This window comes from Rhizobium altiplani (assembly GCF_001542405.1).
GTDB lineage: Bacteria > Pseudomonadota > Alphaproteobacteria > Rhizobiales > Rhizobiaceae > Rhizobium > Rhizobium altiplani.
Genome location: NZ_LNCD01000093.1, coordinates 12,702 through 34,642 on the forward strand (window position 1 = coordinate 12,702; position 21,941 = coordinate 34,642).

21 protein-coding genes and 3 pseudogenes are annotated in these 21,941 nt (G+C 61.1%); 10 read left to right on the plus strand and 14 right to left on the minus strand.

Features of this window, described 5'->3' with window-relative positions; translation table 11 throughout:
- Positions 1 to 314: 314 nt before the first annotated feature.
- The 3 genes from repC to repA form a co-directional block, all read right to left on the minus strand.
- On the minus strand, positions 315 to 1,526 hold the full coding sequence (repC, locus tag AS026_RS22635) for a plasmid replication protein RepC (RefSeq protein ID WP_007538726.1): 1,212 nt from the start codon (positions 1,524 to 1,526) through the stop codon (positions 315 to 317).
- Positions 1,527 to 1,681: 155 nt separating this feature from the next.
- On the minus strand, positions 1,682 to 2,707 hold the full coding sequence (gene repB / locus AS026_RS22640; RefSeq protein ID WP_007538728.1) for a plasmid partitioning protein RepB: 1,026 nt from the start codon (positions 2,705 to 2,707) through the stop codon (positions 1,682 to 1,684).
- Positions 2,704 to 3,918 (minus strand): plasmid partitioning protein RepA, encoded by a 1,215-nt coding sequence (gene repA, locus AS026_RS22645; RefSeq protein ID WP_007538730.1) that lies wholly within the window; start codon positions 3,916 to 3,918, stop codon positions 2,704 to 2,706. Before repA ends, repB begins: the two co-directional genes overlap by 4 nt.
- 438 nt (positions 3,919 to 4,356) lie before the next feature.
- On the opposite strand from repA, the pseudogene AS026_RS22650 reads away from it, so the two are divergent.
- Together AS026_RS22650 and AS026_RS40295 are read left to right on the plus strand one after the other, a co-directional pair.
- Positions 4,357 to 4,660 (plus strand): annotated as a pseudogene (locus tag AS026_RS22650) (acyl-homoserine-lactone synthase); the annotation flags it as partial.
- Positions 4,661 to 4,670: 10 nt separating this feature from the next.
- Positions 4,671 to 4,958, plus strand: a pseudogene (locus AS026_RS40295) (P-type conjugative transfer ATPase TrbB); the annotation flags it as partial.
- A 23-nt stretch (positions 4,959 to 4,981) separates the two neighbouring features.
- Here AS026_RS40295 and AS026_RS22655 read toward each other — a convergent pair.
- The 3 genes and pseudogenes from AS026_RS22655 to traA all read right to left on the minus strand — a co-directional run.
- Positions 4,982 to 6,140, minus strand: a pseudogene (locus AS026_RS22655) (conjugal transfer protein TraB); the annotation flags it as partial.
- Positions 6,130 to 6,696, minus strand: a complete 567-nt coding sequence (traF, locus tag AS026_RS22660; protein WP_028749260.1) for a conjugative transfer signal peptidase TraF — start codon at positions 6,694 to 6,696, stop codon at positions 6,130 to 6,132. The pseudogene AS026_RS22655 and the gene traF, both read right to left, overlap by 11 nt.
- Positions 6,693 to 10,004: a Ti-type conjugative transfer relaxase TraA gene (traA, locus tag AS026_RS22665; protein ID WP_062371847.1), complete on the minus strand. Its 3,312-nt coding sequence runs from the start codon at positions 10,002 to 10,004 to the stop codon at positions 6,693 to 6,695. The genes traF and traA overlap by 4 nt, the downstream gene beginning before the upstream one ends.
- Before the next feature lie 257 nt (positions 10,005 to 10,261).
- Here traA and traC point away from each other — a divergent pair, with 257 nt between their 5' ends.
- From traC to traG, 3 genes are read left to right on the plus strand one after another with little or no spacing between them, the layout of a single operon-like run.
- Positions 10,262 to 10,558, plus strand: a complete 297-nt coding sequence (traC, locus tag AS026_RS22670) for a conjugal transfer protein TraC (protein WP_028749704.1) — start codon at positions 10,262 to 10,264, stop codon at positions 10,556 to 10,558.
- Between the two features lie 4 nt (positions 10,559 to 10,562).
- Entirely contained in the window at positions 10,563 to 10,778 is a 216-nt protein-coding gene (gene traD / locus AS026_RS22675; RefSeq protein ID WP_028749705.1) for a type IV conjugative transfer system coupling protein TraD, read from the plus strand.
- Complete coding sequence (gene traG, locus AS026_RS22680) at positions 10,771 to 12,693, plus strand: Ti-type conjugative transfer system protein TraG (RefSeq protein ID WP_062368636.1); 1,923 nt, start codon at positions 10,771 to 10,773, stop codon at positions 12,691 to 12,693. Before traD ends, traG begins: the two co-directional genes overlap by 8 nt.
- A gap of 6 nt (positions 12,694 to 12,699) precedes the next feature.
- On the opposite strand, the gene AS026_RS22685 is transcribed toward traG, so the two are convergent.
- Entirely contained in the window at positions 12,700 to 12,927 is a 228-nt protein-coding gene (locus tag AS026_RS22685; RefSeq protein ID WP_028747014.1) for a hypothetical protein, read from the minus strand.
- Positions 12,928 to 13,532: 605 nt separating this feature from the next.
- Between AS026_RS22685 and AS026_RS44260 the strand changes: the two genes are divergently transcribed.
- From AS026_RS44260 to AS026_RS42100, 3 genes are all read left to right on the plus strand, one after another.
- Entirely contained in the window at positions 13,533 to 13,760 is a 228-nt protein-coding gene (locus AS026_RS44260) for a thermonuclease family protein (protein WP_328285770.1), read from the plus strand.
- A gap of 735 nt (positions 13,761 to 14,495) precedes the next feature.
- Positions 14,496 to 14,753, plus strand: coding sequence for a WGR domain-containing protein (locus AS026_RS22695; protein ID WP_037075330.1), 258 nt, complete (start codon positions 14,496 to 14,498; stop codon positions 14,751 to 14,753).
- A 206-nt stretch (positions 14,754 to 14,959) separates the two neighbouring features.
- On the plus strand, positions 14,960 to 15,277 hold the full coding sequence (locus AS026_RS42100; RefSeq protein ID WP_007539635.1) for a hypothetical protein: 318 nt from the start codon (positions 14,960 to 14,962) through the stop codon (positions 15,275 to 15,277).
- 297 nt (positions 15,278 to 15,574) lie between these two features.
- On the opposite strand, the gene AS026_RS22705 is transcribed toward AS026_RS42100, so the two are convergent.
- The gene (locus tag AS026_RS22705; protein WP_007539638.1) at positions 15,575 to 15,886 is read right to left on the minus strand and encodes a DUF736 domain-containing protein; all 312 of its coding nucleotides are present in this window, start codon (positions 15,884 to 15,886) and stop codon (positions 15,575 to 15,577) included.
- A gap of 441 nt (positions 15,887 to 16,327) precedes the next feature.
- Here AS026_RS22705 and AS026_RS42790 point away from each other — a divergent pair, with 441 nt between their 5' ends.
- Positions 16,328 to 16,504 carry a hypothetical protein gene (locus AS026_RS42790; protein ID WP_202902590.1) on the plus strand — a complete coding sequence of 59 codons (177 nt, stop codon included), beginning with the start codon at positions 16,328 to 16,330 and terminating at the stop codon, positions 16,502 to 16,504.
- A 7-nt stretch (positions 16,505 to 16,511) separates the two neighbouring features.
- Here the strand turns inward: AS026_RS42790 and AS026_RS22710 are convergent, their stop codons facing one another.
- The 6 genes from AS026_RS22710 to AS026_RS42430 form a co-directional block, all read right to left on the minus strand.
- Positions 16,512 to 17,435: an ArdC family protein gene (locus AS026_RS22710; protein WP_007539640.1), complete on the minus strand. Its 924-nt coding sequence runs from the start codon at positions 17,433 to 17,435 to the stop codon at positions 16,512 to 16,514.
- A 302-nt stretch (positions 17,436 to 17,737) separates the two neighbouring features.
- Positions 17,738 to 18,325, minus strand: a complete 588-nt coding sequence (locus AS026_RS22715) for a hypothetical protein (protein WP_007539642.1) — start codon at positions 18,323 to 18,325, stop codon at positions 17,738 to 17,740.
- A gap of 555 nt (positions 18,326 to 18,880) precedes the next feature.
- A complete protein-coding gene (locus AS026_RS43555; protein WP_007539644.1) occupies positions 18,881 to 19,099 on the minus strand; it encodes a hypothetical protein in 219 nt (72 codons plus the stop codon).
- 53 nt (positions 19,100 to 19,152) lie between these two features.
- On the minus strand, positions 19,153 to 19,389 hold the full coding sequence (locus tag AS026_RS22725) for a hypothetical protein (protein WP_051177341.1): 237 nt from the start codon (positions 19,387 to 19,389) through the stop codon (positions 19,153 to 19,155).
- A gap of 62 nt (positions 19,390 to 19,451) precedes the next feature.
- Positions 19,452 to 20,633 (minus strand): DUF3991 and toprim domain-containing protein, encoded by a 1,182-nt coding sequence (locus AS026_RS22730; RefSeq protein WP_007539646.1) that lies wholly within the window; start codon positions 20,631 to 20,633, stop codon positions 19,452 to 19,454.
- Positions 20,634 to 20,770: 137 nt separating this feature from the next.
- A complete protein-coding gene (locus AS026_RS42430; RefSeq protein ID WP_007539647.1) occupies positions 20,771 to 20,941 on the minus strand; it encodes a hypothetical protein in 171 nt (56 codons plus the stop codon).
- Positions 20,942 to 21,292: 351 nt separating this feature from the next.
- On the opposite strand from AS026_RS42430, the gene AS026_RS22740 reads away from it, so the two are divergent.
- On the plus strand, positions 21,293 to 21,592 hold the full coding sequence (locus AS026_RS22740) for a hypothetical protein (protein WP_007539648.1): 300 nt from the start codon (positions 21,293 to 21,295) through the stop codon (positions 21,590 to 21,592).
- The last annotated feature ends 349 nt before the right edge of the window (positions 21,593 to 21,941 follow it).

Here is a 21,941-nt window from a genome sequence, read left to right on the forward strand (position 1 = left end):
GCGCCGCGCTCGATCTAACCAGCACCCGAAAAGCAGCCGCCGGTCTGCCAAGAGTTGAGCAGACACTTCGGGCAGAATACGACGCCGACAACTGGGTCAGCCATCCCCTCGATAACCCCGTTTCTGGTCTACCCTCGCCGTCTGTGACCTTCCGGCCTTTTATGTGGCCGGTTTCGACAGCTTGGCTTCTCAGATCCTGTCAAGCTACATTCGAAACAAGCCGTTGTAGAAAGCTGTTATTCTCCAAACTGTTAGATTGGTGGTCAGCTGACCACGACTGAAATCGTGAAGGCTTGGTTGACGCGAGGCCAAACCTATCCAGCTTTCAAATTCCCATGCCCGTTGGCTCTCAGCAATGCCATTATCATCGGTTCAAGCGAGAATTCCCCACGCTCACTGCGCCGCGTCAGATCACGCAGATAGCCTCCGGCTGAGTTGATGAAATTTGCCTTCTCGAGGATGCACGCAACCGCCACTGCGGCGTTCTCAGGACCCAGTGCCTCGCATGCAACCTGATAGGCGGAGGGGCTTACCCCCAGCATAGATCGAACAACCACCGCGGCGGACATCAGATCTCGCCAGCTTCCCACACCGCCCGGCGCGTAATCACCGATCGTCGGGCAAGCCTTTAGCACCAATCCCAATGGGAAGACCCTCTGCCTTTCATTCCCCGGCTGGTGGCTCGAACTCAGCTTTGCCCCCTGCTCGTTTTCAGAGCTGGGTTCAGATTCACGAAAGGATTCGGGTTTTGAATTCTGTATGTGCTGCTCGCTGTGAGCATCATTGGTGCTATTATTTTCAGAATTTCCGAGGATTTCCAACCGGTTGAGGACTTCCTCGCGAAGCATTTGCATCTCATCGAGAACAGCCGCGATGCCAGAAATCGTCGGTACTCGCGGAATCCGCCCAACAAGCGCTACATAGACGTCCTCGAGCGATCGCCAATCTCCATCGGCGCCCTCTTCCATTGCTGCGGTGATGAGCTTACGGACATCGCGCCGGCAAATGGTCAGGCTTTCCTTGGCTCGCCGCAACGCCGCTCTATCGGCCGTCACTTGCTGCGCCAGCATGGCCAACTCTTCGGCCCGAGCAAGTAGCGGCGACAAGTCGAAGCCGAAGGCGCTCTCGATCTCGCCATCACCATTCTTACGGGCGTAGCGCTTCCCGTTGGCGCTATCCTTCCGGACGATGAGACCCGTTTCCACCAGGACGGCGATGTGTCTGCGCAAAGTCGCGCCAGCCATTGCATGCGCGCGAAGTGCGAGCTGAGCATTCGAGGGGAAGACAATTAGTTGCGCGTCCTGGCGCAACTCATTCTCGGGATAGAAACTCAACAGTGCGTCAAGAACCGCGAGGCTATTGGACTGAACTCCCAGCAACTCTCTAGCCATGGAGGCATCTCTGAAGACCTTCCACTTATCCGCTGTCTTGCCTCGCTTTATTTCAGCCAAGGCCGCCTGGCGCCGCACGAGCGCAAGCGTCATCGGTCGCCGCCCGAATGGCGTCGTCACACTTCCCGTCTGCATCGTCTTTCACCTTTCAGCAGGCAAAAGAAATCCGCTCACCGAAACGGTGCCAAAGACTCTTGACGAGGATTCGAGGAAATGCGATTCTGTTCGTGCTAAAGAGACAGAAGGGCTTCCACGACGGCAACGCTGAGGGGGCTCTTTTCTTTTGCGGGTTACTCTCCCTGTTTCTGTTGATGCTTTGCACGGTGCTCTTGATAAAGCGCCGGCAAATGTTCGAGTACAAAGGCGGCAAACTCAGGCGTCGCCTTCCTGTCGATCGTGATCTCCAGCTTGCTCTTGCTCTGTGTCACTTGCGCAAGTCTGTCCCCATCCGGGGTCGACATGACGTCCGGCAAACCGCGCGCAATACGATGCGGCTTCAGGTGTCCGATCACCGCCTTGAACCGGTCAGCTGATGGCAGCGTCTGAGCCTCTGCCGAACTCGCAAATTTGACGGCGTCCGCTGGAGACCCTGCTTTCTCGAGCAGTTCGGCGAGTTGTTGCCAACTGGGGCGACCGACTCCTGGAGCGGCACCAATGGCGTCGATCAGCTCGGAGGGGAGGGCGTCGACAAGTAGGAGCATCTTCGACAGGTTGCTTTTGTCGATCGACATGGCAGCGATGACGATTTCGCGTGAAAACTGCTTGTTCAGTTGATGCGCGAAACGCGCCTTTTCAATAAAGGTTAGGTCTTCGCGTTCGTTGTTTTCCTGACCCTGGGCCACGACCAACTGCTCGTCGGTCAAGTCGCGAACGACCGCCTTGACCGACAGTCCCAGCTCGGACACGGCGCGCAGGCGGCGATGGCCGAAGGCAACCTGGTATCGGCCACCTCGTTCCGGATGAGGTCTCACAAGGATCGGGACCTGCTGTCCTTGCTCCCGGATCGACACAGAGAGACCGTCGATATCACCTTGCATGCGATCTTGGACGAACGACGGCTCGATTGATGATGGGTCCAGTTCAACGACGGCCTGACCTTCCGCGAGTCGCCGTTCAATCTCCTCGGCACGACCGAGACGATCATTTTGCTCACGCAGTGCGTTGCCGATATTTGCCGTCAGCTTGGTCGCAGGATCACGTTCTTTTCTCGCCACGCCGAGAAGAGGCATAGAACGAGTCTTGGCCGCTCTGTTGTCACCGGCTGATGTGGTGTCGGGCGCGTCTGTGGAGACGCCGAGGAGGTGTTTCCGACTCATGTGGTTCTACCCCATGCCTTTTTGATCAGAGTCTCGATCTCGTCGTTGACGGCGTTCATCGCTTCCAAGGCCCGATCGTAGGTCGAGCGCGTAAACTGGCCACGCTCAACCTCGAAGAGGGTCTGGTTTGTCAAGCCAGCGTCAGAAACAGCAGTAGTCTTGAGCATCGGAAAGTTGAGCACATTTTCGCCGAAGATCGAACGAAGGTAGCCAACCATCTGGTTCTGGGGCCCGTCGCTCGGTTCAAAGCGCGTGATGAGGTAGCGCATCCAATTAAAATTAAACTGGGCGCCCGCATTCTCGATTTCGCGCAGGAGATTCGAGGTCATCGCCAGGAACTGATTCATCGACATCACGTCCAACATCTGCGGATGGACAGTGACCAGGATCGACGTCGCGGCGGTCAATGCCGAAAGCGTGAGATAGCCCAACTGGGGAGGGCAATCGATGACGACGACATCGTAGTTGTCTGCGATGTCGTCGATGACTTGACTGATCCGACCGTAAAAGAGCGTGTCGCCTTCCTTCCGGTTCATCAGGGCGCGCGGTGTGTCGTGCTCGAACTCCATCAGTTCAAGATTGCCCGGAATGAGATGGAGGTCCGGAATGTAAGTTCCTCGCACAACCTGCTCGATCGGAACCTGCTCGTCATCGTACCGGATGGCGCCATAAAGGGTTTCATTCGGACCGACGTCGGTTTCTGGCTGACTGCCGAAGAGTGCGGAAAGGCTTGCCTGGGGATCGAGATCGATGGCCAGAACGCGATAGCCACGCATCGCCAGATATTGCGCCAGATGCGCGGCTGTCGTCGTCTTGCCCGAACCACCTTTGAAATTCATCACCGAGATAACTTGAAGCTGCTCGCCCTCGCGACGATGGGGCAGGTAGCGCCGGTTCCCGCGGCCGATCTGGTCCAGGTGCTTGCGGATTGCATGAATATCTTCGATCGTAAAGGTGCGTCGGCCGCCAGGGCTCATGCTCACATGCAACTCCGGCATTTCCGAAGCAGTCTGCCTAAGATAAGACTCACCGATACCGAGCAGTTTTGAGACCTCTGACGGCGCAAAGGATCGAATGCCTTTTTCGGCCGTCGGCGGAAAAACCTTGAGATGATGCGCCTGAAGTTGGCTGGAGAGGGCGTCGGCGTGACGCTCCATCAGTGCGGTCAATCCTTCAACGACTGGCGCTGTTTTTGCGGCGGTCTTCGCCATCTCAAAACCCATTTCCTGCAAGTGGCGGTATTTTTCGCGAAACTGGTAAAGTTCCGCCACTAATCATTAAAGCCGATTCTGAATTTTGAGCAAGCGGTTTTAGGTTAACGAAAGGTTAACACTGCCGGGCCGGAAAAATTGATAGACCTCGATTTTTCGTTAATAATCGCGGGGTTAACATGCCAGAGGTTCGGCTATGTTCTCGATCTGTTTATCTGTGAATCCTGCAAACCTAACTAGCCGCGTTGGGCGTGAAGGGACCTGATTTCACCAAACTCCGCAGCCACTGCGGTGCGACTCACTCGCAAAACATTGGAGGATCCTCCAACTCGTTCCATGCTGACTTCTCCGCCGATCAACGACGACGGAGAAATTCATGCAGGTTTTCGCGCTCAACAAGCCGCGGAATGTTCACGAAGCTCAGCTCATCCAGCAACATCGACCCTTGAAGAGGGCAGGGGATCGGGATCGGTGCATGAGGCAACGCTGACGATGTTTGCCGGCATCATCGAGTGGGTGCCTCGCAAACGGCATCACCGAGATCGTGACGGTGACCGACCTGCGGTTCGAACGCATCCTCGTTCGTGTTGGCTGGCCGCTTCAGCGCATCGGCGATCCGAGCCGCATCGGCGTGACTACAGCCATCGCATGGATGCTCCCGGCGAACGTGGAAACATTTCTGAGGCTCCGCCCGTCCAGCTATCGCTCGCAATTTAATGGTCCGCTGGGTCAGGCAGCATAAGGAGAAAACCGTGAACCAGCTTCGCTCTCATCCTCCACTCGTCCGCAAGCTCCAGGAGGCGCTCGGCGATCAGCTCCGCGTCGTGCTCGATGATTCGACCCTCGTCGAAATCATGCTCAATCCGGACGGCAAACTGTTCATCGAACGGCTTGGCCATGGCGTCGCACCAGCCGAAGAAATGTCGTCCGCAAGTGCTGAAATGATTATCGGAACTGTGGCGCATTCGCTCCAGTCCGAGGTTGACACCGAGCAACCAATCGTCTCCGGTGAACTGCCGATCGGCGGCCATCGCGTCGAGCATGACGTCTCCTTGGGCAACCAGGTGTTGAAGGAAAAGACAATTGGCTTGGCAAAGAGCCGCGCCCAGGCCTGAGCGCTGGCGCGCTGAATGGCGACGATGGATGTCCCTTTCGTCCACCAGCCATTGCCGACTGCGACGATGAGGTCGGGATCCTCGAGCATGGAGTGCAGGACCGGCCAGACGATCAGTTGCTCGTAGCAGATCAGCGGCGCTATCCGACGGCCGGCGGCCGTCACGACCGGATTTTCGAAAAAATGCGCCCGCGCACCGCCGCTCTGAGAGAGCAATGCGCGCCACGGCTGCCACATCGAACCTGGAACGGGCATGCGCTCGCGATAAAGAACCCGCGCGCCATCGCCGGAGATGGCGACCAGAACATTATCGTATACGCCCGCATCGATGACGGCTGCGCCGGCGATGACCATGGCGTCAGTTCCTCTCAAAGCTCGCACCCAGAACCGTTCGACGGTAGGCGTCCAAACCCAGGGAGCTTTAAGGAAGGACAATCGTGCGGGCGCCGCCCAGTACCCGATCCTTCATCATGGCAATCAAATCACGGTGACGCTCAATGCTAACGTCGCGGCCCAGCGATGCGCCCATTTCAAGGTCGACCCCTTGCCACGATTCAGCTAGCTTCGGTTCGTCCCAGGTTGTGGCGGACCCGATCCAAAAGCCTGCCAGGATGATCGCGGCAGTTGGCCACATGCGGGTTACGAGGCCCATGAGGCCGGCTGTCGCATCAGCCAGTCCCCACCATCCCCATCCCGGAAACAGTACGCCCGCCGCGGTGATCGGATGAGCCCAGCCGGTAATGCCGAATGGCGGAATGGCCATCAGAACCGCCGCCAGGAAATAGCGACACGGACGAGCACCCACCTTCTTTGTCCAGAGGACGGTATGCACGATGACGAAGCCGGCGGACGCACAGAGCCAAAGCAATAGTCCCGGCCACAGGTCCGAGGGATAGAAGGTCGCGACACCCTGCGGTAATCCCCGTGAGGCAGCCAGGAAATAGGCGACCGAGACAACTGCGGCGGTTAGTCTCATTCGCACAAGCGCCCAGAGAACCGGAAACGCGAAGGCGACCGGGAGAAGCAGGACGTGGCCACTCCATCCCACCACCCCGGCGACGACCGAAACGGCAATCAATGCGACTGGCTGGAGCGGCTCACGGCGCATCGGTGAGCACCGGTTTCGCCAGGCCGAGGATCCCTGAGGCGGGCAGGGGGCCGAAGTAGCGAGAGTCATAGGAGCTCCTGAATGGTGAATGCAGAAAGACGCTGTCGTCAGGCACGACGCCGCCGGGATAGGGCTTCATCGGTCGGCCCTTACCGTCCCGCTCTATCAGGTCGGAGGACGCGATCGGACGCCCATCGATCGTCACGTCGGCGCCGATTTCGACATGCTGGCCAGCGACTGCGACGACGGCCTTGATGAGCGGCGCGACGCCGCCCTGGAAGGTGCCGGAGCGGAGATAACCACGCTCCCTTGCCTCCTGCATCACAGTCGTTATCGGAGGGCAAATGAAAACGAGACCCCCGCGAGCTGCCGGGCGATCGAGCGCCACGATACGCCAGAGGCCGAGGGGTTCGCTCGATGTCAGGTTAATTCGGAAACCGCCGACGATTGCGGCAGCAACACCGCCGCCAACGACGGATATCGCCAGGCCCAAGAGCACGACTGCATGGGTCCTTCGAGCGCTTCTCGTACCGAACGCAAACACGGGTGTTTTCATTTGAGCGAGAGCCCCTGGCTCTTCGTCTGACGTAGGGTCTCCGCCTGCTTCAGCGCCTCGGTTGTGCGCTCATGCGCGGCGAGCTGCTGCACCGTCCGCATCGAATTCCACGCCGCTTGCATCTCGACCTTCTGTCCTGCCGTCATTCCCGACGTGACGGCACTGAAGGTCTGTCCATTGGGGCCCTTCGCAGCAAGCGACAGGAAGGTCCGCTCGCCGAAACGCTCGGATACCGCCTTGGCAAAACCCTCCAGTTCGGCCTTCACCATTTTGTCGGCGAGCGCATATTCGAGGCCGGCGGCCAGGTCGTTCCGGTCGATCGCATCGCGCACGTGTTCCAATGCTTGTTTCGCGTTTGCCGACAGTGCGGGAATATCGATCGAGACCTTCAGACGGACGGCGCGCTCTTCGACCTCGAACTTGCGCTCCGCCTCCGCCCGCTGCCGCAGATAGCGCTCGAGGTTGCGGGCCAGCGCCGGCGCATTCGTTTGCGCCTTTTCCCGCTCCTCTCTGTCGGCCCGACTGGCAAGGATCCCGGTCTTGCCCTTCAGCGCGCCGAAGCTCTCGGGCTCCGATCCGATCTTGGCTATCGCCGACTTCGCAACGCTCTCGTCCTTCAGCATTGCGTCGACGTTAACTGCCTTGAATGCGCTTTCCGCCTGGGCGTAGACGAGGTGGAAGCGGGTCGAGACCTCCTCCCATTGCTTCTTCAATCCTGGATCGGCTTCGACCTTATCCTCGATCGCCTGCTCGATCGATTTGGCGAAGGTTGTTCTGCCCGAGACAATCGGCTTTGCCTCCTTGGTGTTGTTTTGGGTTGGGGACTGAGCGGCGCTGCGGACGAGCCCGAGCTTTCCGGCGACAGCCGCAAGGCGGACACCGAGATTGGCAAGCTTTTGCTTCTGACCGACGATCCATTCCAGCCGGTCGCGGACCAGGGAGCGGGCGACATTGACGAGATTGAGACCGCGGGCTTCGGCAAAGCGAAGCGCCACGCGGTAGAAGGCGCTCTTCTCGTAATCCAGGGTCGTTTCCTTCGCACTCTTTCGCGACAGGATCGGGATCAACCCGCCGTTCTTCGCGAAGGATATGCGGCCGTAGTAGACGGCCAGATCCTCGCGATGACGGGTCATGGCGACATAGGTGAGATGGCGGTCGAGCGAAAGGGAAGCGAGCACCTTGACCTGGTCGACTGTGGCACCCTGGCTCTTGTGGATCGTCGTGGCATAGCCATGATCGAGGTTGTTGTAGAAGCGCTGTTCGACCAGCACCAGGCGGGCATTCTCCCCATCGCCGATCCGCGCCGTGATGCGTCCCGCTCCAACCTCCACGACCTTGGCCAGCATGCCGTTCTTGACGCCGAGCGATCCCTCGTTCTTCAGGAACACGATCTGGTCACCGACGGCGAAGTTCCGTTCGCCGTCGGCGGTCTTGAACCTGGTTCCCTGATCGAGAACCCCGCGTTCGATGAGTTTGATGCGCGCCACCTGGTTGAGCATGTGAACGTCACGGCGCAGATGAGCGAGGATGAGCGACGTCTTCGCCGGATCGTAATCGCGGTCCCAGGCAGCGATGAGGTTGTCAACAGCGTCGGCTTTGAGATCCGACCCGATGACCCTGCCATTGGCGCGATAGGCGTCGACCGCCTTGCCGACCTTGCCGCGGGCCAGATCAAGCGAGGCGTCGCGCATCCACTGCTCGCGCTGGCGATAGATGGTTTCGAGTTCGCCATAGCCGATGCGGTCGGCAATGGCGCGGAAGGCCGCACCCGCTTCGATCGGCTGAAGCTGTTCCGGATCTCCGACAAGGACGAGTTTGGCGCCGGACTTCGTCGCTGCTTCGACGAACAGCGCCATCTGCCGCGACGACACCATGCCCGCTTCATCAAGAACGAATACTGTCTTGTCGTCCAGCTGATTGCGACCTTGGTTCCAGCGCAGTTCCCAGGATGACAGCGTGCGGGAGACGATACCGGCTTCCTTCTCCAGGCCCTCAGCGGCCTTGCCCGCAAGCGCCCCGCCAACGACGCGATAACCGGCGGCTTCCCAGGCCTCGCGCGCGGCTTTCATCATCGTCGTCTTGCCCGCGCCTGCACGTCCGATCACAGCAGCGATGCGCTCGCCTCCGGTAACATGTGCGATCGCCGCCTTCTGCTCGTCCGAGAGGCGCAGGTGACGGGCGAAGACCGCGTCCCGCACCGCGTCCGCCACGCTGTGAGAGGAGCGTTGATCCAACCAAATCGACCGACTGGCCATTTCCGCTTCTAGCCGGATGAGGTCGCGCGTCGTGTATTTCGCCGGCACGCGTAGACCGCTTGAAAATTCGATCCGCTCGCGTTCAAGCCGGAGCGTCTCGGGGCTCTGCAGGATCCTTGCCATCAGATTTTGGAAGAGGTCGGCGTCGTCAATGTAGCGGTGGAGGATCTTGGCAACGTCACGTTCGTCGAAGACGCTCTTCTCCCGGGTGATCAGGTCGAGCACCAGTTCGGGACGGCGCTGAATGCGGCGGGCGTTTTCCGCCCGGCGCCCCTCCTGCAGCTCCATCCGCTCCAGCGAAGGGTCCCGCTCGGCCTCCGCCGACTTCCTTTCGATCGCCTTGACGCCGACGCCGAGGTGAATGGTCGGCTCGAGTTCGATCCCCTGCTTCTCGAAGGAACGGCCGTCGACGCGGAGATCGAGTCCGGCACGCGCCAGGTGTCGGTTCTGACAGGCAAACCAGCCGTCGCGAAAGACATTGAAATCATCGAGGCTACCGGCCCAGAGCTCGTAGACGATCTTGCCGGCATCGTTGCGCACCGGCGTGCCGTCAGGGCCGGTCACTGCGACCTTCTTGGCGCCGAACCCGTCTTCGGTCAGCGGCCGAAGCGTCGTCATCAGGTGCACATGCGGATTGCCTGGCGCATCGTGATAGACCCAGTCCGCCACCATCCCCTTCGATGTGATGTGCAGCTCGACGAAATCCCTCACGAGTTCGATATTCTGCGCGGTCGAGAGTTCCACCGGCAGCCCAACGGTCACGTCCTTGGCAAGCTGGGCATCGACACGCTTCTCGAAAGTTTCGACGCTATTCCAGAAGGCCTCGCACGCCCCGGAGACGGAGCGATCGGCAATCATCGCCCGGAGCCATTTCGGTGCATCAGCCGGGATCACGAACTCTTCGTGCAGCAAGCCTTGCTTGCGTGTGTAGTCGATCGTGCGGGCCTCCCGCTCGTACTCCATCTTGGCGCAATGCCGGTAGGCCGCCGACAGCACGGCGCTGCGGCCGGAGCCGCGGGCGACGATGCTGACGGAGAAATGAGGCACGGCCACGGCGGAGTTCTTTCCCGATTGCAAGCAAAATCAACATGTTCGGCAGCGAGATCGGCCCCGCCGGGGCGCTCTCAAAAGAACGTCGCGCCAGCGACGTATAATTGCGCCCTTCGGATGCCGCTCTTGCCGAGCGGCCGGGATCATCCACGAAAGCATCGCCCTTGGCGATTGTAGGATTAACAGTAGTGCGTTCCACACCGACGTCCGGAAGATGGGGTCCGAGAGACAAGTTTTCGCACCCAAGGAGCTATCCGGACATGAAGAAGCCATCCTCGAAAATCCGCGACGAAATCGCCAGGCTCCAGGAGCAGTTGAAGCTCGCCGAAACCCGGGAGGCCGAACGCATCGGCCGGATCGCGCTTAAAGCCGGTCTCGGTGAGATCGAGATCGACGAGGGTGAACTGCAGGCAGCATTCGAGGATCTGGTGAAACGCTTTCGCGGGGGCAAGGCCCGTACGACCGGAGGGAAGGGGGCAGGCGGCGCAGGCGACGGCAGCACGCCCACCGCGCAGAACCCGCCTGGCGCGGCTGAGGGCAGGACTGGCGAGGCTTGAGCGGATGCGAAGATCGACGACTTCAGATGCCCGCAAGAAGGACACACGCGAAAAGATCGAACTCGGCGGTCTGATCGTCAAGGCGGGGCTGCGCTACGAGAAGCGGGCGCTGCTGCTTGGGCTCCTCATCGATGCCGCCGCGCGGCTGAAGGGAGACGCACAGGAGCGCTCACGGCTTGCCGCACTCGGTGCTGAAGCGTTCGGAGAGAGAGATGACTAGGATCCTGCTGCTCGTTGCACCCTGCGCGTTGATGATGCTGACGGCCATCGGCATGACCAGGATCGAACACTGGCTATCCCACTTCGGCAAGAGCGATGCCGCCCGGCAGATGCTCGGCCGTGCGGGCATCGCTCTGCCCTATGTCGCCGCGTCGATCGTCGGCATCGTCTTTCTGTTTGCGAGCGCCGGCTCGGTGCGGATCAGGACGGCAGGATGGGGCGTTGTCACGGGCGCGACAGCGACGCTCGTCCTCGCGGTCCTGCGCGAGGCATCGAGGCTCTCCGCGTTTCTCGGACAAGTCCCGGCCGGCAAATCCATCTTCAACTATCTCGATCCAGCAACGACGATCGGCGCCGCCACGGTGCTGATGTCGGCGCTGTTGGGCACGCGGGTGGCGATTGCCGGCAACGCCGCGTTCGCAAGGCCCGAGCCCAAGCGCATCGTTGGAAAACGGGCGGTGCATGGCGAGGCCGACTGGATGAAATTATCGCAAGCAGAAAAGCTTTTTGCCGAGAGCGGCGGCATCGTCATCGGCGAGCGCTACCGGGTCGACCGGGATAGCAGCGCGGCACACTCGTTTCGCGCTGACAGCGCCGAGACCTGGGGAGCGGGTGGTAAGTCGCCGCTGCTTTGCTTCGATGGCTCGTTCGGCTCATCGCACGGCATCGTGTTCGCCGGATCCGGTGGTTTCAAGACGACATCAGTCACGATCCCGACGGCGCTAAAATGGGGTGGCGCCCTCGTTGTTCTCGATCCTTCGAACGAGGTTGCGCCAATGGTATCGAAGCACCGTGGCGACGCCAACCGCGACGTCTTCGTGCTCGATCCGAAACACTCAGAAATCGGCTTCAACGCGCTCGACTGGATCGGCCGGTTCGGGGGAACCAAAGAGGAGGATATCGCCTCCGTCGCGTCGTGGATCATGAGCGATAGCGGTGGCGCGCGTGGCGTCCGTGACGACTTCTTTCGCGCCTCGGCCTTGCAATTACTCACTGCGCTGATTGCTGACACTTGCCTCTCCGGCCACACGCCGGAAAACGACCAGACACTCCGGCAAGTGCGCAAGAACTTGTCCGAGCCGGAGCCCCAGCTGCGCCAGCGGCTGCAGGAAATCTATGACAATTCAAGTTCGGATTTCGTAAAGGAGAATGTCGCGGCCTTCGTTAACATGACGCCGGAAACATTCTCGGGCGTTTACGCCAACGCGGTCAAGGAAACCCACTGGCTGTCCTACCCGAACTACGCCGCCCTGGTCTCGGGCAAGACCTTTACGACGGGTGATCTTGCAGATGGAAAAACGGACGTGTTCATCAACGTAGATCTCAAGGCATTGGAGACGCATGCGGGCTTGGCGCGCGTCATCATCGGTTCGTTTCTGAACGCCATCTACAACCGCAACGGCGAGATGCCGGGCAGGGCGCTCTTCCTTCTCGATGAGGTGGCGCGCCTTGGATACATGCGCATCCTGGAAACCGCGCGTGACGCAGGCCGCAAATATGGAATCACGCTCACCACAATCTACCAGTCGATCGGCCAGATGCGTGAAACCTATGGCGGCCGAGACGCGGCAAGCAAGTGGTTCGAGAGCGCAAGCTGGATTTCATTCGCCGCCATCAACGATCCCGAGACGGCCGACTACATCTCGCGCCGCTGCGGCATGACGACCGTAGAGATCGATCAGGTCAGCCGCAGTGTCCAGTCGAAAGGATCGTCGCGCACGCGATCGAAACAACTTGCCGCCAGACCTCTGATCCAGCCGCATGAGGTGCTGCGCATGCGTGCCGACGAGCAGATCGTCTTCACCGCCGGAAACGCGCCGCTCCGGTGTGGGCGCGCAATCTGGTTTAGGCGTGAGGACATGAAGGCATGTGTGAAGCCGAACGCGTTCTTCCGCGATACTGCGGACAAGCCGTAAGATCGGTCAAGTCGCATCGGCGGGCGGCCCGTCCAGCAGCCCATCGAAGACTTCGAGCAGCGCGTTGGTAATCGCCTGCCCCAGAGCATTGCCTGCAGTACGGAGATCATCCTCCGTGCCGTCACGCGCGGCCTGGGCAAGCTCGAAGCCCTGCTCGCCGACAATCTGTTTGGCGACTTCGATTGCCCAGAGACCGAAGTCGCCGCGGCTTCCAATTTGAACCGTATCGTCCATGATCAACCTTTGGATATTTTTCGCGCCCATACACTCGGCTGCGACAAATGACAGTACATGAGCCATAGCGCAACGCCGAATACCGCCTTCCGTCGCTCTTCCAGAACCCTCGGAAGAGAAAACGGCAAGATGCGTTTCGTTTGCCAGCTTGAAATCTATCCGATCGGCCGAAGGGAGGCGGGACCGACTGCGCCCCACTCCTAAACACCACCTGAGGCCGACCTGTTCATAAAGACAGATGAAACCGGGCTCGACGTAGATTGATGCAAACAGCAGAGGACGGGCACGTGGCGAAATCGAATGTGGTTCCGATGAGACCACGGCGCAAAAACAGCAGCGGGAACGATCGATATCGGCCGGAGCGAAAATTCCGAACGGGACAGAACGGCCCGCGCAAGTCGCTGATGGGTCATCTCAGCCATCATCATTGGAGCGGGTGGTTGGCTTACCTCCGGCGGCGCTGGTGATCTCTCCGGCGTGCTGGCTCTTGCCAAGATACCGACAACGGATACGTCGCAGGCCGTTTTTCGTTGTGCGGCGAGAGCGTGCGAATGAACTGCGTCGTCGACGGCGACACTTTCTGGTTTGGGGGGAGAAAAAACCGCATGGCGGATATCGACACGCCGGAACTCAGCCCTCCTCGCTGCGAGGGGGAGCGGATCAAGGGCGAGGCGGCGAAGGCACGCCTGCTCACGCTTTTGAACGCGGGCAAGTTCTCGCTGTCATCAGGTTTGCGGGACGAGAACGAGCATGGCCGAAAACTCCGGAACGTCACGCGGGAGGGACGATCGCTCGGCGACCACCTCATCGATGAAGGTCTTGCCCGGCGCTAGGACTGCGCAAGACTTTTATGGTGCGAGTAAGGAGCTGCGAGAGGATCGTCACCTGGATGGGCGGAGACCGTTTTCGGCCACCGTGAGCATCGCGAATAGGGCCGTACGCCGCAGGCGTCTCGCCCAAAGACTTTCGGCTTTGCACGTTCGATCGACCGAGGCCCGACATATATCGATGGATTGTCACATCAGCGCGTGTTCGTGACCCGCGATAATAGAAGCGCTCGACCAGCGCAGCACCCAGGACCGGCAGCAGCGCCAAAACCGCAAGATGGAAGATCCTATGGAGGCCGAAAAAAATGGACACGGCGATAGCAAAGATGGCGCCCAACAACGCGCCGATGACATAGGCAGATAGCCTTTCATGTGACATCCTCATGCTGTTTTCGAGATCCATAATCTTCTCGGAGGTGAAATCCGGGCGAAGAGAAAAACCTGCGCCAGCGCACGCCTGAAACAGTCGAAGCTCCCGGAAATAGACCTCTCTCATTGGATGTTCGAGATTCGGCGGCAGTCGCAGACGCTCATTGTGCCAAGCCCAGTCTTGAAGGGAAACCCCGCGCAGATCCTTTAAGTTCCTTATTGATGGTCGCCCGCCGCACGGACCGGCATCCAGGTAAATTCGCGCAAGCCCGTCGTGTCCGATGGCATGCCATCAGCGATATGAATCAATCCCTGCCGACCGATTCATAAGTCTCGTTGGACGCGATTCCGCTGATCGGCGATTCTGATCTCATGATCGCGCAACCCTACCATCTCTATGTCGAACGCGTTGACTCCGCCAGAAACATGGCGCGCTACTACGCCATGTCGATCGAGCCCAACCTGTTCGGGGATGTCTGCCTGCTCAGGAAGTGGGGCCGCATCGGGACAAAGGGTCAGATGATGGTCCACCATTTTGGGCGGGAAGAGGAAGCAGTTGAACTGTTTCTCGATCTGCTTCGACGGAAACGAAAACGCGGCTATCGTCCGCGCACCTCCGTGCCAACATGAGAATGGCCCGCCGAAACGGGCCATTATGCCTTATCGGCACCTGTTCCAGAGGAGCCGCGGAATGCGGCGGGGAAAATTCTGGCGGCGCCAGGTTACAGCCGAACGCGCGGGCTGCAATATCCCCGATGAGAGATGACAGCTCGTTGACAAGGAGAGTTGCAATTGATTGTGATCTCTTTCGTTGCTAACGGAGATCGGCCACTCTGTTGCAAAGAGGGGTCAAGGACCGCAACCGTGTCCGTCTGCCGGCGGGAGTGTCGAGGGATGAAATCCCTGACAGCCGGGAAGCCCGATCCGGCGCACCGGCTCCCCGTCCAGCTGCAAAAGAGCCGCCTCAAAAGGGGCGGCTCGGCATTGATCGCACCGTCCTGTTCGGCAAGCGTCACGACCAGATCAGCCTGGGCAAGTTCAAGCTCGCCCCCGATCTGGCGGCGCTCGGCGGCATCGCAGGCGTTCTTCAATTCGAGGCGAAGTTTTTCGATGTGCTGTCCGATCGTCATCATCTCATCTCCTTGAGTTCGTGAAAGACGAGACCGCTGGGCGGGAGGAGATGACGGGGTCAGGGAGCGCGGCAGCCACCGGCGGAGCAAGCGCATGGGGGAGCCGATTTTGTTGGAGCTGAGGTTCGAAGCGGAGGCAAAATTGGGGGAACCGCGCGTCCTCTGACGCCGGCATTTCTGCCCGGCACAATCGCTCCATCTGAGCAGACAATATTCCGGTTCCGTATCGCACCGAGAAAGCCGGCGGCAGGCTCGATGCCCGCCGCCGGCTTGTCTCTATTCAGTTCAGCCCCGCCTTGGCGGCGGGGCCCTGTCCGGGTCTCAGTCGCGGTGGGGGCGGGACCAGATCAACTGGTAGCCGTCCTCGCCCTCGACCTCGGTCAGCGTCGCGTAGATCGGAGCGGGGAAGCTCGGGTCATCGAGCTTGACCGAGAGATAGTCCCGATCCGTCTCGGCGGAGCGCTTCTGCCAGGCCGCACCCAGCTCGACGTTGCCTGCGTAGATGCGGAAGTGCGGGCCCTTGTCGGAGTGATTGTCGATGCGAGCGATGCGGGCCTTGACGTTGAGGGCAAGGGTGCGGATCGAGCCGTTGAAGCCGGTTTCGGAAGTGGTGAAGGTGCCGATGGTTGCCATTGTCGTATTCCTTTGCTGTTTCGGGCCGCGCCCATCGCGGCCTCGATGGCTGTCGCAAGATCGGGGACGATCGGACCGCACCTGAAAGGCCAAAATGAAATGGAGGGCGGCCACGAGAAATTTTGTTGTTCCGCGAGGAATGGGCGCGCAGCGCTCAGGGGAATAAAGTTTCGGAGGGCCGTTGCGGTAAGACGATCGAGGCAAAGCCGGTCTTCGATCAGACATGCCTCATCGAGCCCGCGACGGTCGTGGCCTGGCGCAGTGGTCGAAGGAATATGGCAATGGCGGTTCGTCCCTCGACTGCTCCCGAACGCTGCAACGATCGCTCCGCGGTCCTGTCCACGTGCGAAACCGAAACCTCGCAGAACCAACGAGCAGGGGGCGTTGCATTGCCCGCTCCGCGCTGTCGTCGCGCCTCGCAAGCCGTCGCCTGGAGGATCCATGCATCAGCAGACAAAGCCCTTTATCGTCGAAATCAAGCCGTCCCGGAAGCTCAAGCCGATAGACCGGGAAAACTCGATCTGCGGCAAACTGCACCTTGCGACGGATCGTGACACGCCCACCGCGACCGACGGCCGAGAGTTGTCGGCCGCCGGCGAGGCCGACGACCGGCGCTGACAAGTCGTTACGCAGCGAGCCGCTTGTCGGCCGCGTCCGGCTGCAGCGAATGCAGGAAAGTCACGGCCCGCTGCGCATGCGCCGCCGCCTGGAAGATCGCCCGTCTGTCATCGGCCAGGACCTTGAGCCAGGAATCGAGGTAGGACGCGTGATCGGGGCGGGGCTCGAGCTCGGGAACAATCCCGAGATCGGCGCACAGGAAGCAGCTGCCGAGCTCGGCGATCAGTTCCTCGCGGGCTCGTTCAGATTTGTCCTTGGCATAGCGGCTGAGGTCGCGACCGAGGCGATGGGCCGGCGCCGTCCAATGCGTGACCTCATGACTCAAGGTCGCGTAGTAGCTTGCCGCATCCTTGAAGCTCTCAAATGGTGGCATCTGGACGACATCGGCGGCTGGCGCAAAGAAGGCCTGGTTGCCGCCATGACGAATTGAAGCACCGGTGTTGCGGAAGAACCGATCCGCGTGCCCGATGCGCTCGACAGGATCCGGAACGGACACCGGCCGGTGATGATACTGATCGGGGAGTCCCTCGATCTGTTCGACGTTGAAGACGCTGTATGCCTTTAAGAAGGGGATTTCCCGCTCGACCTCGCCGCCGTTCCCGTCGGTTTCGGACTTAGTGAAACGGCTGGCGAAGACGACGGTCGTGCCCGTCTCGCCTTTGCGGACCGCGGCGCCCAATTCGAGGGACTGCTTGAACGTCATCCACGTGGATGACGCGTAACCTCGCGCGACACCCTCCGACCACAAAAGCAGCACGTTGACGCCAGAATAGGGTTGCCCATTGTAACGCAGCGGCCGGGTAATGCGACCTGCCGCGTTCGCTGAATTCCATGGTTTCATCCAAGGCCGCACGCCCTTTGCCAGGTCTTCGATGATCTTGTCGGTGATCCGGCTGTAGAGATCGACCCGCTGATTTTCTGTGTTGCTCATATTCAAACTTCCCCGTTTCAAGGCCGCGCCCCTCGCGGCCCGTTACGAAGGGCGAAAGCAGGAGCAGGTTAGCCGGCGGATGCACCGGAACGGCCGCAACGCAGTGGAGGACGGCGAAGGCGTTGCGTCCGTCGGCGGCTCCTGCAGACCCTACGAAGGAACGGGCCACGACGGGCGTGCCATCGACTTCATTTCCTTTTTCTTGCTGGCGGGGTCAGCGACACGAAACAGGCCGGTCCCGCCACGGAAGCGGCCGGCTCGAGTTGATGGAAAGGCGGGGCCGAAGCCCCCGCCGAAAGTGGTCAGTCGAAGGCGGAGATCTGCGTTTCGGTAGCCTTGCGGTAGAGCGCGTGGCCGGGCTGTTCGACGGGACGGTCGAACGGTTTCCAGGTCTCGCCGATCACCTGGACATAGGCGGCGACGGCGCCTTCGGCCGCCATTCTGAGCGCATGGACCTGTATGCCCATGTCGGCGGCGAATTCGCGCTTGCGCTGAGCGGCGCTGTCAAAGCCGACGGGGCCGTCCAGGTCCTCGTCGCGGGCATCGTTGGCGGCTTTGGCCGTGGCATCGCGCCCCTCGGTGACCGCGCGGCTGTAGAACTGGCCGGCGCCGTGGGCCGAGCCGACGTAGGCACCGACGATCCGCTGCAGGTGGATCTGCATGGCCTTGTCGCCAAGGCCGTCGCCGAGCGCATCGGCTGTCTCCGTGACCAGCCGCTCGTGCAAGTCGCGGATGCCGTCGCTGTCGATGACGGCGGTTCCGAAACTCTCGGTGATCTTAAGTGCCTGGCTGACGTCGGGGCAGGTGAGCCGGACCATTTCGATGGTTGCGCCCTTGCGCAGTTGCACGACGCGTGTGGATTGGCGGGAGGAGGGTGTAGGCTTGGCCATGTCGTTTCCTTTCGAAGTCGTCCGGAGCGGCTCCGGCCCATGCCGGCTTGCCCTTCGGTGCGGTCACCTCGAACCGGCGGAAAGACGGGCGCTTCAGGGTCCGGCCCCACCTGGACGAGCGGAGCCGGTTTGCTTGCGACGAGGGCAAGCTGCCCTCGACGGAGCACGCGAGCCTGCTCCGAGAACGACGGCGGGGTCCGGCCGCGCCGCGGCGCGACAGCGGCCTTGAAGCGCACGGACGCCGGTTCAGACCTCAGCAAAACCGAAGGGCGATCCGGCGTGGGGAGGAAGATGACGTCCTCGAATGAACGAACAGGCGTTTCCGGGGAACCCTGGCTTCCCCACGCGCTGCACATGAACGCTCGGCCTATCGCTTGGTCAGCTTAGGCAAGCGATAGGATTGCAGCCAGCCGGACCGTGCGAGTTGCGAAGGCCGCGCAGCAGACCGCTGCCGTCATGAGGCGGGCCCGCCCCAACCAGGCGTTGTTGAGGATTGATTTCCAGCGTCGACGATGCCTGCGGCGTAGGCCGGAAGCGCCGCTTGCTGCTCCGCCGTCAGGGCGGGCAATGCTTCACGGCGACAACCGGCAACACGCGTATTTGGCCGCCATCCGGCTCCGCTTCCCTGGCCGCAATCAGGCGCCTGAGCTCAGCCGGGCCGGCGCTCAGAAAGGCTTGGCCTTCGAAATGGTGAAATTGCCGCCAGAACGCGGTTCGCTCGGCCGGCGATCCTCCGATGCCGGCTCTCCGCTCCAGGTCGCCGATGGTGCTCATGGCAACGCCCTCCACGCAGTTGCGACGACGCGGCCATCCAATTCGGCTCGCGCTCAAAGTGCGGCGATTGTCGCGTCCTGCCGAGCAAGATTCCGCGTAAGCGCATCGACTTCCGGCTGTCGCTCGGCCGTCAGACTGCCAGATTGGTGCGGTAGCGTTCGAGGAAGGCGCCGTCCAAGCAGGGGAATGAGCGCGGTTAGCCGGTCGATGAGATCGAGCTGGTGCTGCGTCTTTCGCCGTGCCGCTTCCATTCTGGCAAGCTCGCCGAGCTGTCGTTCGGAATTGGCCATTACGCCGCCCTCCCGCGCCAACCGGCGCAGCTGGAGGGGCCGTCTAGGCGGCATGCTTCGTCTCATTGATGACGAAACCGACGGAATATTCTTGGCTCGGCACAAGGAAGCGGCGCGTCTACGTGGTCGCCGCGCTTGCCGCCGACCGCCGCGATCACCTGGGTCATGCCGCCGACATCGCGGCCGGCGGGGTCCAGGGCCGGCTCACGGGCAAAGCCTCCGTTGACGCGGCCGGAGCGCATGCGGCACGCCTCCTCTTCTTTCCTCCCACCCTCGCTTTTCCTGTTCTCATTCCTTCGCTTCGCGCGAGCCTTCAGGGCCTCGTTCCAGTCTTCTTGCGGTGGGCGGAGCCGCATCCAATCGCAGCCGGCCCCATGGGCAAGCGCGCGCAATCGCTCGGCAAACAGATCGCCTTGGGGATTGGCGTCGGTGGCGGCGACAAGCTGAACGGTGGGGCGTGAAGCCAGCGCGCCAAGGGCTGCGGCCGTGATCGGAGACCAGCCGCCGCCGGTGCTGAGATAAAGTGTACCATCACGTAACCCCTCGATTGCCGCCAGGCTCATGGCGTCGATCGCAGCTTCCGTCACGGCCAAGCGCATTGCAGCGTCAGGGCCGAGGCGGAACAGAACCTTCGCTCCCCCGCTGGCAAAGCCACGATATTGCGGACCGCGCGCCTCCCAGCCTGTGATGTCGCCCGCATGGTTCGTATGAGCGGCCCATAGGCTGCCCTGCGGCCCTTCCCGGAGGAGTTCGCGTTTGATCGCCGTGCGGAGCAGGGATGTTGGAAGGCAGCGCTCGTCGTGCAGGTAGCGCCATGTCAATGAGCCAGGCCACGGGCGGCGGCGTGCTCGCCAACGATCGGTAAGGGAAAGGTCGGATTTGTCTGCAGCGCTTAGAGATTTCCATTCGGGCGCGGAAATTTCGAACCCCACCAGAGCCGCGACCTTTTCGATGGCCTCGTGAAAGCTGGCGCGATCCAGGTGCTCGACGAGCCCGAAGACATCACCCTTCGCCTCGCTGAGCGGGTCGAACCATCCGCGCCCTTGATGTGTGACGATGACGATCTCACTGCTGCGTCGAAACTTTACCGCCCGGCGGGTGCTTTCCTTGACATCAATGGCAAATCCGGCCTGTTCCAGCACAGCTGCGCAGCTTACGGCATCGCGTAGCGCCTCTATCTCTCTTCTCTCCATCCTTCCTCCGATCGCGAAAGCGATCGCCTCCTGCTCGTCGGTTCTATTCATCGGCCACTTCACCGGGCGTGAAGAGCAAAGGCCGCAAGGGCGCGGCTTGCAATTTGGTGAATCATGCAAGGTCGGCCGCGGCGGAGCCTCCCTTGCGGCCTGCCGCTCGCAAGCGGCACGCCTAAGGTGCCGCCGGCTCAATGCCACGGCGTGTATTCATGGACGATCTCAAGATCGTCGTCGGCGTCGTTTTCGTCAGACGGCGGGATGCCGTATTTGCCGTCGACCGAGAAGAGGGTGATCGGAACCACAAGGTCGCGGGAGAGCTGGAATGCGTGGAACTGGGCGAGTGAGAGGTCGTGCGACATGTGAGAGGCCCCTTCGGAGCGGGCCAATTCCCGCTCGATGGCTCCTCAGAAGGCCCGGGGGGCGCGATCACCGCGACGCGAAGCAGAAGCGGCCGAAGCTTGCGCACGGACTCCTTGCGGGTTGATCGTGGAAGATCCGGAACCGGGCCAGGACGCCATCAAATGAGAGCGGGATTGGACTGCGCCGATGGATTGCGCCAAATGCATCCTGATCTTGCGATCTCGATAGCTCCAGCCGGCAAGGTCCTGAAAACAGATCGCGGGCGGCCGGCGTGACATTAGCCGATTTCAACTGGCGAAGAATCTTGGTATCTCACCGGGTAGGTGGCAGGGCGGCATAGGGAAGTGACAATGGATTCACGCAGGGACATAGCCGAACGGGTCATCGCGCGTTGGAAGGCGCGAGGGATCCGGATCGATGAAGACCCCGGTTTCATGGAACTGGTCGCACTTTGGACGGCAGGGACGATCGAGTCCGATGAAATGCGCCGCCGGTATGCCGCGCTCCTGCGCGAGCGGTCCCTGTCCAGATCAAGCCCACTTGACCTGCACCCCTCCGGCGAAGAGCCGGATGTCGATCATCAATCCATTGCCATTCCAGACGACGAACCGGATGAGCGGGAAGGCTTCGTTCAGCCGGCGCAATGGTGACTTTAACAGGGCACAGAGCGAGTCCTTCGCCCGCCTGTCAACCGGCGCTTCCTCGCGCGGGAATGCCGAGAATAAAGAGAGATGCCAGGTGCAGGCCTGAAGTCGCAACCCCGCACCGTCATCAACCGGCGAAAGGTCGCGGCAGCGCGCCTCGCGCGGCGAAGGGCTGCCTGGTGTTTACCCTCGCGTATTTTCCCACCGGCTGCCGACACCAGGATCAGCCATTGAGCAACGCACGAATTGCGCTGCCGCGTTCCGCCGCCTGCCAAAGGCCTTCCCAGCCTCGTGCGCCTCCCAGTAATACCGTGATTGAAGAGATCTTGGCCTCAGGCGAAACTGTCGGAGTTCG

Coding starts and splice junctions, on each gene's coding strand:
- AS026_RS22740 (WP_007539648.1), top strand. CDS start 21,293: ATGGATTCACGCAGGGACATAGCCGAACGGGTCATCGCGCGTTGGAAG.
- AS026_RS22710 (WP_007539640.1), bottom strand. CDS start 17,435: ATGAGCAACACAGAAAATCAGCGGGTCGATCTCTACAGCCGGATCACC.
- traD (WP_028749705.1), top strand. CDS start 10,563: ATGCGAAGATCGACGACTTCAGATGCCCGCAAGAAGGACACACGCGAA.
- AS026_RS43555 (WP_007539644.1), bottom strand. CDS start 19,099: ATGAGCACCATCGGCGACCTGGAGCGGAGAGCCGGCATCGGAGGATCG.
- AS026_RS42430 (WP_007539647.1), bottom strand. CDS start 20,941: ATGTCGCACGACCTCTCACTCGCCCAGTTCCACGCATTCCAGCTCTCC.
- repC (WP_007538726.1), bottom strand. CDS start 1,526: ATGCAGACGGGAAGTGTGACGACGCCATTCGGGCGGCGACCGATGACG.
- AS026_RS22685 (WP_028747014.1), bottom strand. CDS start 12,927: ATGGACGATACGGTTCAAATTGGAAGCCGCGGCGACTTCGGTCTCTGG.
- repB (WP_007538728.1), bottom strand. CDS start 2,707: ATGAGTCGGAAACACCTCCTCGGCGTCTCCACAGACGCGCCCGACACC.
- AS026_RS22715 (WP_007539642.1), bottom strand. CDS start 18,325: ATGGCCAAGCCTACACCCTCCTCCCGCCAATCCACACGCGTCGTGCAA.
- AS026_RS22730 (WP_007539646.1), bottom strand. CDS start 20,633: ATGAATAGAACCGACGAGCAGGAGGCGATCGCTTTCGCGATCGGAGGA.
- AS026_RS22725 (WP_051177341.1), bottom strand. CDS start 19,389: ATGGCCAATTCCGAACGACAGCTCGGCGAGCTTGCCAGAATGGAAGCG.
- AS026_RS42790 (WP_202902590.1), top strand. CDS start 16,328: ATGCATCAGCAGACAAAGCCCTTTATCGTCGAAATCAAGCCGTCCCGG.
- traC (WP_028749704.1), top strand. CDS start 10,262: ATGAAGAAGCCATCCTCGAAAATCCGCGACGAAATCGCCAGGCTCCAG.
- AS026_RS22695 (WP_037075330.1), top strand. CDS start 14,496: ATGATCGCGCAACCCTACCATCTCTATGTCGAACGCGTTGACTCCGCC.
- traF (WP_028749260.1), bottom strand. CDS start 6,696: ATGAAAACACCCGTGTTTGCGTTCGGTACGAGAAGCGCTCGAAGGACC.
- repA (WP_007538730.1), bottom strand. CDS start 3,918: ATGGCGAAGACCGCCGCAAAAACAGCGCCAGTCGTTGAAGGATTGACC.
- AS026_RS44260 (WP_328285770.1), top strand. CDS start 13,533: ATGGCGGATATCGACACGCCGGAACTCAGCCCTCCTCGCTGCGAGGGG.
- AS026_RS22705 (WP_007539638.1), bottom strand. CDS start 15,886: ATGGCAACCATCGGCACCTTCACCACTTCCGAAACCGGCTTCAACGGC.
- traG (WP_062368636.1), top strand. CDS start 10,771: ATGACTAGGATCCTGCTGCTCGTTGCACCCTGCGCGTTGATGATGCTG.